10 protein-coding genes are annotated in these 11,491 nt (G+C 39.2%); 5 read left to right on the top strand and 5 right to left on the bottom strand.

The window, feature by feature from the left end; translation table 11 throughout:
- Nucleotides 1-177 precede the first annotated feature (177 nt).
- The gene (locus DSM106972_RS24520; RefSeq protein ID WP_127083162.1) at nt 178-1,467 is read left to right on the top strand and encodes a hypothetical protein; all 1,290 of its coding nucleotides are present in this window, start codon (nt 178-180) and stop codon (nt 1,465-1,467) included.
- A 229-nt stretch (nt 1,468-1,696) separates the two neighbouring features.
- Here the strand turns inward: DSM106972_RS24520 and DSM106972_RS24525 are convergent, their stop codons facing one another.
- Nucleotides 1,697-3,727: an ankyrin repeat domain-containing protein gene (locus tag DSM106972_RS24525; protein ID WP_127083163.1), complete on the bottom strand. Its 2,031-nt coding sequence runs from the start codon at nt 3,725-3,727 to the stop codon at nt 1,697-1,699.
- A 393-nt stretch (nt 3,728-4,120) separates the two neighbouring features.
- Nucleotides 4,121-4,270, bottom strand: a complete 150-nt coding sequence (locus DSM106972_RS53785) for a hypothetical protein (protein ID WP_186538759.1) — start codon at nt 4,268-4,270, stop codon at nt 4,121-4,123.
- Between the two features lie 619 nt (nt 4,271-4,889).
- Between DSM106972_RS53785 and DSM106972_RS24530 the strand changes: the two genes are divergently transcribed.
- Nucleotides 4,890-5,051 carry an HAD family hydrolase gene (locus tag DSM106972_RS24530; RefSeq protein ID WP_127083164.1) on the top strand — a complete coding sequence of 54 codons (162 nt, stop codon included), beginning with the start codon at nt 4,890-4,892 and terminating at the stop codon, nt 5,049-5,051.
- Nucleotides 5,052-5,312: 261 nt separating this feature from the next.
- Here the strand turns inward: DSM106972_RS24530 and DSM106972_RS24535 are convergent, their stop codons facing one another.
- Both DSM106972_RS24535 and DSM106972_RS24540 read right to left on the bottom strand, forming a co-directional pair.
- A complete protein-coding gene (locus DSM106972_RS24535) occupies nt 5,313-8,273 on the bottom strand; it encodes a plasmid replication protein, CyRepA1 family (protein WP_127083165.1) in 2,961 nt (986 codons plus the stop codon).
- 297 nt (nt 8,274-8,570) lie between these two features.
- Nucleotides 8,571-8,921 carry a helix-turn-helix domain-containing protein gene (locus DSM106972_RS24540; protein ID WP_127083166.1) on the bottom strand — a complete coding sequence of 117 codons (351 nt, stop codon included), beginning with the start codon at nt 8,919-8,921 and terminating at the stop codon, nt 8,571-8,573.
- Nucleotides 8,922-9,154: 233 nt separating this feature from the next.
- Between DSM106972_RS24540 and DSM106972_RS24545 the strand changes: the two genes are divergently transcribed.
- The 3 genes from DSM106972_RS24545 (at nt 9,155) to DSM106972_RS24555 (ending at nt 11,197) form a co-directional block, all read left to right on the top strand.
- Entirely contained in the window at nt 9,155-9,637 is a 483-nt protein-coding gene (locus DSM106972_RS24545; RefSeq protein ID WP_127083167.1) for a hypothetical protein, read from the top strand.
- A 148-nt stretch (nt 9,638-9,785) separates the two neighbouring features.
- Nucleotides 9,786-10,730 carry a hypothetical protein gene (locus DSM106972_RS24550; RefSeq protein WP_325052210.1) on the top strand — a complete coding sequence of 315 codons (945 nt, stop codon included), beginning with the start codon at nt 9,786-9,788 and terminating at the stop codon, nt 10,728-10,730.
- Between the two features lie 95 nt (nt 10,731-10,825).
- Nucleotides 10,826-11,197 carry a hypothetical protein gene (locus tag DSM106972_RS24555; protein WP_127083168.1) on the top strand — a complete coding sequence of 124 codons (372 nt, stop codon included), beginning with the start codon at nt 10,826-10,828 and terminating at the stop codon, nt 11,195-11,197.
- A gap of 8 nt (nt 11,198-11,205) precedes the next feature.
- Here DSM106972_RS24555 and DSM106972_RS24560 read toward each other — a convergent pair whose 3' ends face one another.
- Nucleotides 11,206-11,463: a hypothetical protein gene (locus DSM106972_RS24560; RefSeq protein WP_127083169.1), complete on the bottom strand. Its 258-nt coding sequence runs from the start codon at nt 11,461-11,463 to the stop codon at nt 11,206-11,208.
- Between the last annotated feature and the right edge of the window lie 28 nt (nt 11,464-11,491).

Consider the following 11,491-nt stretch of genomic DNA (forward strand, 5'->3'; position numbering starts at 1 on the left):
CAACCTACCTACTACCATCTCCTACGTTTGGAGAACACTTGGTTAAAAAAAAGAACATGAAAACCAGATTGCTTATGTAGTGGGCTATACTACAAATAAACGCGATGTTCTTGTTCGTTGTGCTGTTATCAATCTTTGGGCTTTGTTTCTTAATTTATATGTAAACTAACTTAACGAATGGACGAAGCAGAATTTACAAGCAGCCTATTTAAAGGGCTTGGGCGCCCACACTGTTACTATCAGCGACACAAAGATTTTCCCTATCGTGAGGCACTTCTCCATGCATGTTTATATAATCCTGCTTATGACCACCAAATAGAAGGTGCGCGCACAAACTACTACTGGGAACTTCTGAATATCACTGCTTGTAACACTGATATTCGTCAAAACATTCTAGAAGCTTTGAGAAATCCAGTTGAGGAAATGGATATTGAGCAACTTTTTGGCTTTGCTCTTAACTATGCTCGTTCTGGGGATACCGTTGCTCGCCAGTTAATGTACTCGTTGGGTGCTGAGTATGCTTGTGCCGGTAGTACTGTAGGCGCCGAACAACTTGTTGAGCTTGATAACATTGATGCTTTTCTATTTATAGCAGAGCATCGGGGAAGGACAAATGAAGCACAGCCAGATTTTTGGGATAACGATTTTCTCCTCAAACAAATCGAGAAGCACTTGAGTGCAGAAAAAATCCAAGAGCAATTAAAGAAGGCACAACAAACTAATGTTTTTATCGCGCGCTATTTTACTTTAATCTCATCTCAAGATACTGCACGTACTCTTAAACCTTCTTTAAGCCAACAACCTTACGAAGAAATTAAGCGTATAATTTTGGAGAGTCAACGAAGAATAGCATCTGCTGTGTTCTATCGTTGGGGAAAACTTGCATCTGATGATGATATTTATCGGGCAGCACAGGATTTATTGACTCTGACTGATACAAAAATAATTCCTTTATATTTAGGAATGTTTTGTAAGCGAACATTTCCGTTTGGTTTGTCACCTTTATTACCACTTGTTTGGTCTAATGAGGAACGTGTCGCCAGTTATGCCATTAGAGCAGTAGCAATGTTTCACGATTCACAAGTCCGCGCGCTTGCACTACAATTAATTGCTGCCAAACATCACACGAGTGATGCAATAAAACTATTTATCCATAACTTTCAAGCTGGTGACGAACTTTTCTTAACAGAGATTTTTGAACAAAATATTGACGATGATGATTTACATTCTCTAATTTGCAGTTTGATTGATGTTTTTGAACAAAATTTAACACAATCATCTCAAGATTTGCTGATAGCACTATATGAGCAAAGTCCATGTTCTATATGTCGTCAACACATCGTTGACTGTTTGGTAAAACTTGCAAGTTTACCAGACTGGATAATTGATGAGTGCCAGTACGACGCGAATGAGAAAATTCGGCTTGCTGTCCATCAATATTGTGAAGCAAAACAATCGCAGTTTTAAACTACTGCTGCTATCTGATGCAGAATATTTATCAAGATTGGGTTAGACACCGTTTCTACACCCTTCTTAAAATAATTAATGAGTATAGCGAAAAACCAGATTGAAAGGTGCCAACAGTTAATACAGTCAACAAAGTAGCACCTCTCAGGCGAAAACATCCCACAAGTTATCGCTTTGTATCGAGACTTCACCGTATAAACGAACGCTGTGTCGAGAGCGAGTGTATGAATCACGATTGGGGAGCGGTGACACCAAAATCAAATTTATTTTGTTTTTTGTCATCTAAAAATAAATTTAGTTCTTTGACACTTGTAGTTCTTGCATTTTTGGCTAAAATTAACTCAATTGCTTCTTTAATTTTTGTAATTTGATATTTAGACCTTCCATCACTTCTACTACTTCTCTCATATATGTCATTTTGTGGAGATTCAAATACAATTTTACGATACCTGACATACTTTTCAAGCATTATATCTAATAGCGTTTGACCATCTTTAGTCATCGTATTAACATCTGCACCATGTTCGAGTAATAATTTTATGATGTCAGCAGAAAACTGGTCACGATTAAAAGCTGTTATTATTGGTGTATTGCCAGAAGAATCTTTTGCATTAACATTGGCGCCACTTTTTATCAAAAGCTTTACAATATTTTCATTATTCTCTTGGATAGCCAAGTGCAGTGGCGTTCTAGTTTCTCGCTCAGTACTTATTAGATTAACATCGGCACCTTTATCAATCAATGTTTTTATAATTTCTTCTCGATGATACTCTTGATTTATAATAGCTGCCATTAATGCTGTAGTTCCATTATTGTCAAGTGCATTCACATTTGCTCCATGTTTTATTACCATATTTAATACTTCTTTAAGATTATTATTGTTCTCTTCATTTCTATACCTATTTCTATATTCATTTCGATTCATTAAATTTACAAGTAAAGAATCGCTTCTTGCTCCATCAATTTTGTTATTAGGATTCGCACCATTATCTAGTAAAAAATTGACTAATTCCATTGTCTGAGAAGATTGTAATTTATATAAAATTAAATTACCAGATTCAGGAATATTAAAATTAGCTCCGCGTTTTAAAAGAAATTTCGCATCTTCATTGTCGGCACAAAATATTAATGGAACAGTATTTGACTTCTGACGGTCGCGACTGGAATGGTTATAATTAGGAACTAGTAAAGCCTTAATTCTAGCATTGGGATTAAGACCTTGTTGTACATATTCCCTCAATTTGTCTGAGCTATCACATGTATCGCTAGGCGCCATCTGAGACATATTAGCTATATTTCCTGTGTTGCTAACAGGCAAATTTTCTTTGTTGGACATCTTAGACATCAATAAAGATGAAACACTACCAACGACTAGTGTAATGGAAGTTAATATTATGGCTGGTAAAAATTTAGTTTTTTTATTCAACAATTTTTGCGGATTCCTCAGCACATCTAACGCTTCCCGTGCAGAAGAAAAACGTTCGTTTGGGTCAGGCGCCAGCATTTTCTCCAACCAATTAGCAAAACTATCAGAAATTTGAACTTTCGAGCGAAAGTCAACACTCAAACCCTTAGCCGGTAACTCCGTAGGAGAACGACAGGTTAATAAAAATAATAACGTAGCGGCTAAACCGTATAAATCGCTCGTAGGCGATACGGTTCCGCGAAATTGTTCCGGTGCAATGTAACCAAAAGTCCCAACAACCGTACTACCATGCATCATCGTCGTGTAATAGGTATCCCGTACCGCACCAAAATCTACTAAAAACACTAAACCGTTATCATCACGAATAATATTGTTAGGCTTGATATCACGATGAATCACCCAAGGCTCTAGCTCGTGCAAGTAAATCAAAATTTCTAAGATTTGTTCAGCAACGTCTTTAACTGCTGCTTCTTTTGGGCGCCATCCCGATTCTATCCAAGTAGCAAGGGATTTACCTTTGGCCAATGCCTGAACAATACAGAATTGGCGGTCGTTTTCTGTATCAATACAAAACGAATCGTAATAACGGGGAATTCCCTGGTGTTGCAGTTTTGCGAGTACTTTTGCCTCTCGCTCAAACAACTCCAGTACTTTCCAATCACTCATTTTCTTGAACGATAAAACCTTGAGAGCAAAACAGTTACCTGGCTGTTCTACATCTTCGACTGCGAAGGTTACTCCACTACTTCCCTCACCCAAAACATCAATTACCCGGTAACGTATTCCCTCTGGAGCGGTAATGATATCTCCCTGCTGGTATGGTAAATCTCTCATGCAACTCACTAATAATTAAAAAACATTACTTTTATATTAAATTTGTATGAAAACTAAATTATTTCATGACTGTAAATAATTTGTATGTTTTTAGGTAATTTTTGATAAATATGCGATAGGGAAAAAGTTAAGTTATCTTAAAATCATTTCCTATGTTATGGGTTGTGGCAGGGAATATCTCAGTAAAAATGAAATTATGTTGGTGAAATTATGGTGTTTAAATAAATCAGCTTTACACAATTGAAACAATTAGTTTCTGCGCTGTTATGGCCGCGTCACGGGTGTACGGACTTACGCAAGTAACACAAGTATTCGAGGATACTTCCTTTGTCAGAAATTAGTCAATAACTTCACGCCATTGAGAGGTCACCATTTTGATAATAAGAAGCTTTTCTATTGTCCAGTCTTAACAATTTGACACAACTCACGGCGCCTTTGGTTTTGCGTACCTTCAATTAACGGTTTAACAAGGCTCAGAAAAACATGTTCGGCAGTATTCTCCCCGAACGGCAAGTCTTGCCGTTCGATGGAGTAGTAAAGCAAAGTAGTTCATAAATATTAAGCAAGTACATTAAATTATCTTACTTGTGTTATTGAAGGCGCCGCACTACTGACATTTTTTAAGAACAGTAGGTTTGCGTGAAATCTCTTTTACGATGTAGATTTAGAAAAAGATGATATGGAATCGGACGTATAATAAATACCCAGGCGGCACAAAAGTGAAAGCAATGATTTTCGACATAGACGGCACGCTCCTACAGTCCGATGTAAATGACGACGCTCCGGTACTTGGCATCAGTTCGCTCCGGTACTTGGCGATGTCAGCTTGCGTCCGTCCTGGGGGATGTATACACAATTCACTCTTCTCTGGTATCTTGGCTGAGATTCTGAATGACAATGCTATAGAAACAACATCAGAGAGAGTGGGCGCAGTTCGAGATCACTTTGTTGAAAGTGTCCGTCGTCATCTCTCTGAGCAAGGTCCGTTTGTAGAGATGCCAGGTGCGAGGACTTTTGTGCAGAATCTTCACAATTCGACCATGTATCGAATTGCCTACGCAACAGGCGGTTGGCGTGGATCGGCACTACTAAAACTGTCGCTCTCAGGCTTTCCTATAACGGGCTAGCCACCTCCGATGACCATTTCCAGAGGAAGGAAATAATGCTTAACGCGCTCCGGCAACTGAATCGGGTCTTTGAAACCGTTACATACTATGGAGACGGACACTGGGATGCTGTCGCTGCCAAAGCGCTTGGGTGGCAGTTTGTTCCCGTTGGTACAAAGCTCAATGGGTTAACTAGGTATGAACAGTGTGTATCCTAACAATTGTCGAGGTCAGGCTTGCAAATGGCGCCCATATCAGTTGACACCCTCAATTAACGTTTCAACAAGCTTTGGAGAAACATAAAAGGGCAAGATTCTGTCGAACGGCAACAGTTGCCGTTCGGAGTCGTCGTTTATTTATACTATTTTTGGCTCGTATTTTTAAAGGCGCCTAAATTTTCCCATATAATTTGGGAGATTATGGGTGGTTGTGTCCAAAATCTATTTGAATAGTCTCTTTATTATTAGTGCTGGACACGCCTAAGCATAGCGTTTTTTCCAAGCAGCGAAAATATCATCACGCTTATCTTCTGGCTTAATAAATCGATAAACTCTTTCCCTGTTACCCCTACTCCCAAATCGTCCAACATAGGATAATTTCAACCCCAGCTTACTCAATATTTTTTGAGCAATTGTAATGGCGCCTAATCTACTAGAAATAGAAACCCCCAAATAGTTCCTGATAATGTAGCGATGCTGCACAGCCAGAGCTTTAAACTGCTGAACTTGTGGGTCAGAACGACGAAACATCACCCCTGGAGTCAGAAAATAACTAATTTTCAGATTTTCCAACAACAAAACCACAGGTAATAACTGCCCTCGGTTAAAATCCGGCTTCCAAATCGCATTATCACCCGCTTCTATTTGTGCCTTAGCTGTCTTTGCATCACGTTCAATAAGATGCTCTCGTCCCAAGGTCAAGAAGTAATGCAGGCGTAGTTGAGGATACCACCCATCGTCATCTTTCCATACTAAAGAAGCTGTTACATCAATCCCATAGCGTTCTTTCAATACTGCTTTGCGTTCTTCTTGACGTTCGGTACTAGTCTTCGCGCGCTTGTCTTGTAGCTTCTTAAACTCTGCTTCCGAGATATCTTTTGCTGTTTCAACCGCGCGGCATTCAGATTCATGTAACTCCACAGAAGCTGCTTTAACGGATACGAATACTCGGTCACTCTCTTCTTCCTCAACAGCTTCCGCATCAATAATTGTGTAACCATCTTCTTCCAAACCCTGAAGCACAGATTCTCGATAGCACCGCATTTGAGCATTGATGACACAAGCGCGTTTGCCCCAGGTTTGTAGGGATTCGGGTTGAAAGTTCTGATCGATGCAACTGTAATCAGCATTATCAGCTTGAGATAATAATGCAATATTTGCTCTTGTTGCTGCATGTTGACTTGCTAACAATACACCTAATGATGCGGCGCCGTTTCCTATAAATCCCATGCCACAATTTCTCACCCAGATATGGCGGTCAACAGTCTCTCTCAATCTTGCTAACATCTGCCGCGCGCTCGAAGCAGACTGAACTCCTTGGAATATCCCCCACACAGCATTAAAATGACCTTTGATATCTATAGACACACCAGTTTCCAAACTTGGGGAAGCAATAACCAAATCGTATTCTGCAAGAATGGAATTGAGGTGAGCAATACAGCCATAAGCTGGATGAGATGGGTCTGCGACAGATTCGCTGTCAATTCGTAAAATTCTCAAATGAGGAAATTTACGGCGAAATCTTTCTTCTAAAGCTTGAGTTCCCCATTTGGATTTTGCTTTTTGGGCAGAACAGCATAACAAATGATGCCCACCATTAGGAATTGCTTTATCCAAAGCGGCAATCAAATTTTTGGGATTAGTACCGTCGTAGTTGTAACATTTTCCGCTGATGGGTCGATAATTGTTAAGAATTACAAATGGTTTAACTTTTATCTCTCCTGCTAAAGAAAGCACGTAGTCAGCATCACAATCGGATACATCGGCACTTGCTAAATAAATCTTTCCTAGAGGGCTGCTTAAAACATTTTGAATTAGCAACTTTAGGTTTTTAAGTATAGAAACACGATGTTTGGCAACTTCTGTTGAAGAATTAAGAAGATGCCAGAATACTTGGTCACATTCGTCAATAATAACCGTGTCGTTATACCAATCACTGGGATTAAACCTGGCTTGGCTATGGTGGTGGAGAGAATCGATACATACTCCATATCCGAGTAAATCCCCCGTACCCGAAGAACGTACTTCAGTTACATAATTGACTCCAAAACGCTTGCATAATGCCTCTCCTAACTGAATGCGATGAGTAATAATTAACACTCGACGATTTTGTTCATGAGCTTTTGCAACTTCATCGGTTAGCCATTCTGTTTTACCTGTTCCTTTTGCGGATTTAAGAATAATCAACTTTTCTGAGTCTGGAGTTGATATTTTTCCCAGAAATTTCTGGTCAAGCGTGATTGCGGGTTGGTAAGTCAACAAAGTAAAAAGTTTGACTGTCCACATCTCTAAAGATTCGGCTTTGTTATAAAGTGCTTCAAATGCATCCTCTCCCTTCGAGTTCGCAGTTGCCTGCTGAGGGAAAGCCTCCTCATGCGCGGCTGTCTCATTTTGGGCAAAAATAAAATCGTCAACACCCTTAGAAGGTCCTGGTAAGTCGATTACCTTAACACTACAGCCGGATTGTGAAAATAACTTTCCCGTTTGGTTGATAGCTGTCCTAACGTTTTTTACTGTTTCTGGTTTATTATCTCGGTCAAAACAAATGGTAATGGCTCTATCAGGACTGGCAAAATGCTTCAAATCTGGTATGAGGTAAGGTTTCCCAATAATATTGCTCTCTTTATCTTTGGGTGTACGATAGCCACCATTTACCCCAGGTATTGCAATTGCAGCATAACCAGCAGTCAACAAACAACCAGCTTTCTTTGCTCCTTCAACAATTATTACTGGTACATTACGGCGCCAAACCCAGTACCAAAACCCATGCTCCTGTTGCCAATCTTCTTCTGTAATGGGGATACCATAACGTTCTGAAACCTTCTCCCAAATTCTTTTTGGTACTTGCAGAAAAAACGCGCGCGTTGCTTCTTTGGGTGGATGCTCATATTTTATAAATTTGTGAATTTTTTCATAATCACCTCTAGGTTTATCTGGTTTAAAACATCCCCACATCATTGGCTCGTAGTCGTTAAGAGGGTCAATACCGTTACACCACCATCCTCCATATTCAATGTGACGATATTTCTTTAAATCCCCATCTCGCAGGCGCCCGTCGTTACGGCGTGAGATATTAGGACTATAAAGCAGGTACTCGTAAGGTGTTGTTCCTGATAACGATATGACATTAAGCTCGATAATTTCTTTATCAACTGAGCTAGAAAGCCATTCAGTAAGGTGTTCGGGTTGGAAGCTTGTTGAAGAGATATCAATTGCGTACATAGGAAACTCCAATTTTTGAGCCAGGTTTAGATGCGTAGATGCACGATAGTAAAGCAACAAACGTAGAGATGTCGCCTTTCTTGTATCTGGGTTATTTTTGTGCTAACTAAAAGATTAAATTGTTAATACACTCTCAATATTTCATTATATTTTAACGCATCAAAATATGACAGCAATGTACACAAATGCTGTTCTGATGATTTTTGTTGTGCTGATACGGAGAACGAAAGTAATTAGGAGATTAATAATAGATTCTCATTTCTGGGATAAATAACCAGAAATTATAAAATCATATTTTTATGCCACACCTTTATTACCGTCGATAATCATCATGCGTGTTTGATGTTGGTGTTTTGTGCGTTTTGGCGAATTACCTCTAATTGCTATTTCTTCTTCTGATGGCTCAGATGTAGCTGGTGGCAAATGGATTTTGTCGTCAAAATCATCTGGCAGCCATTCTAAAATATCTCCTGGCTGACACTCTAGTACCTTGCAAAATCTTCCAAGAGCTTCAAAAGTAATTGAGGCGGCTCTCCCCTGCTCAATTTTTTGAATATTTTGCAGGCTATAGCCAGTTCTTCTAGCTAGCTCGTTTTGAGAGAAACCCTTAGTTTCCCTAGTGTTCTTTAATTTTACAAGCACAGGCATTTCCTAACTCTTACTCCTTAAAGTAGCACTACTTATAGTTGGTAATCTCTGGCGTGTGTATCTATAAGTAATATAAATACTTACCGAGAGTAGCATTACTAATCGTAATAGAAAAATTGCCTTTCGCTTATTCCACTTACGATTGGTTGTGCTACCGTAAGTAGTATGTGGATTTGAAATGCTCAAGTTTGAAAGCGACCGCAGGAATGGGTCTTTACAGGAATGCATAAATTATGGCGTATTCAACAAACACTTTACAAACGGTCACGGCTCAACCACTCGAATCACCTCAAAGCCTAAACGATATTAGAACCGTAGAAATATCGTTTGAGGAACACGAGATTTATATTGGAGTTCGCGCAATTGCCAAAATTGTCCGTGAAGATGATGATTTTGTTACACAACCTTGGGTGGTAACAGTAAATGGTATTGAGATTCATCGAGCCAATACTTGGGCTAAATGTTACCACTATGTCACATGGCACTTTAAACAGGGAACCCTACCCGAACAAAAAGAAGAAGTAGCCGTAGCTGATTGTAAACCCATCATTGTGTCAGTATTTGTCTCCAACCCAAAATTTAGACCAGTGCTTTTACTTCTTTCAAATGCGCTACACATCAATTTCAAACTTAAAAGAAGCCTTAGAATTGCCGCCCTCGTATTTTTGTTCAAAAAATGGTCAAAATCTTGTAGGGGCGATTATCTAAAAACTTGAAGTCACTAATATAAAGCTATACGTTCGCACGAAAGCGTGGTTGTCCGCTCTCACCAAAATTGAGACCTGTTTTCATTGGGTGCAATTGGTCTTTGTCCACTTTTCAAAGCGAACCTGCCTGCTGTATCGAAGCGAATTTATAAAAATTTTGCAGGCACATCAAATAGTTAGCAGTGAAGCTAAATTCTCAGAGTGCGCGTTGCTGCTTGGCGCCTTTAAAGATAAGAAAGGAGAAATCGAAATGGTTGGAGAAATAAAACTGGGACTGTGTAATCCACCGGAACCAATCTATTTGTATGTCAAAAATGGAGAAGTAAGTGGTGAGTCTTACCTCTGGTACCACTATGACATCAACAACGATAAAACGATTCCTGTGCAACAACGAGCTTTAAGTGGATATCTACAAAATCTACGCTTAACAAGCAAAGAGTTCAAAGGCAAGGACAACATGAAGCTTGACATCATTATTGCGGCGGATGAGCTTTATGTTATCCGAACTGGGATAGAAACAAACTTTGCAAAAACATTCCTTCTGTCAGTGTCGCAAATTCAAGATTTTTCTAAGCCTCTAATTATAGCTGCGGCGCCTGGTGAAGAGAATGTGGTTTTTTGTCGGCTGTATGATGCTGCAACAAAAACCAGGATTCGTTGTGAGTGGAATAAAGATGCTGATTGGGCTGAAATAATTAGCAACATTCAATCTCGATTAGCTGGTTCTTCATCAGATGTTCCCTTACCACAACAACAAACTCAAGTACTGAGAGCCGTTGTTCCTCCATCATCAAAACCGAGTCAAGATTTACGGGTTAAACAAATTCGTACTTTGCTTAACTATCCAGTTACAAGCGTAATTGAGTGGCTGAGGTTTCAGGAAGTAGAGCGTCCAAGCGAACTAGAAGATAGCCAAGTGGACGAATTGGTGAAAAGCATGTGCCTCTTTTGGGCACAAGATAAATTTGAGCATCCGAGCCATGTGGTTAGTTCATATCACGAACATGTAATTGAGGCTGTTGCTTCAGGAATTTCTGAAGTGACAGCAGTACAGGCTTGGATGCAGAACGTTCAACAGTCTCAGCAGAAACTGTTGAACTAAAGTCTGCTAATCGTTCCATTAACCGGGAAGTTTTATTAAATACTAAGAAACTTCCCTTCTTAAATCCATAGTACAAAAAAATTACTAATGATGAAATGGAAACGGATAAAAAATCACAACAAACTATAAAAATTCCGCGTTGGCTAGAAAAATTTATATCAATATCAACACGGAATAATCCTAAAAGTAAAAAAATATTTTTTGAGCTTTTAAAACCGATGACACCATCCGAATGGTGCATCTTATGGGTACCTGTAATTTTTCCAGATGTGGAACTTCCAACTCCTGGACAACGTAACCCGATAGGATATATGAAAGCTTGTAATGCGACTCTCACGTTATTAACTGGCTACAACCAGAGAACTATCGAGGGTTGGTTTTACGGGAAGCCATATCATTATTCGGTTGGCATACTATTACGCTGTTTTCATTTAATTTTCAAATTGCAGCAATGTTTGAAGCACTAGTAATCAAGCTAGCTTATTTCTCTGCCTCCGTAGGCATGACGATTTTTATCAAGTTCTGTAAATATTTCTATCAATTCTGGTTTATCTTTCCAGGTGCCAAATAATTGGTTAAGTTTTGCTAACTTCTCGTCATCGCTCAAAGTCCCTCCTGTAATATCTGCTCTTGGCGCCTGCAACTCAACTAAAATTTCTGCATTATCAGGAATATTGTTAATTTGTTCTAACAATTCAAGGATTTGGCCACGTTTTATTGCTCTAACTTTCATTTTGACGCTCCTTAATCAGTCTTGGCTA

Source organism: Dulcicalothrix desertica PCC 7102 (genome assembly GCF_003991905.1).
GTDB lineage: Bacteria > Cyanobacteriota > Cyanobacteriia > Cyanobacteriales > Nostocaceae > Dulcicalothrix > Dulcicalothrix desertica.

Coding starts and splice junctions, on each gene's coding strand:
- DSM106972_RS24545 (WP_127083167.1), top strand. CDS start 9,155: ATGGCGTATTCAACAAACACTTTACAAACGGTCACGGCTCAACCACTC.
- DSM106972_RS24525 (WP_127083163.1), bottom strand. CDS start 3,727: ATGAGAGATTTACCATACCAGCAGGGAGATATCATTACCGCTCCAGAG.
- DSM106972_RS24555 (WP_127083168.1), top strand. CDS start 10,826: ATGGAAACGGATAAAAAATCACAACAAACTATAAAAATTCCGCGTTGG.
- DSM106972_RS24520 (WP_127083162.1), top strand. CDS start 178: ATGGACGAAGCAGAATTTACAAGCAGCCTATTTAAAGGGCTTGGGCGC.
- DSM106972_RS24540 (WP_127083166.1), bottom strand. CDS start 8,921: ATGCCTGTGCTTGTAAAATTAAAGAACACTAGGGAAACTAAGGGTTTC.
- DSM106972_RS24560 (WP_127083169.1), bottom strand. CDS start 11,463: ATGAAAGTTAGAGCAATAAAACGTGGCCAAATCCTTGAATTGTTAGAA.
- DSM106972_RS24530 (WP_127083164.1), top strand. CDS start 4,890: ATGCTTAACGCGCTCCGGCAACTGAATCGGGTCTTTGAAACCGTTACA.
- DSM106972_RS24535 (WP_127083165.1), bottom strand. CDS start 8,273: ATGTACGCAATTGATATCTCTTCAACAAGCTTCCAACCCGAACACCTT.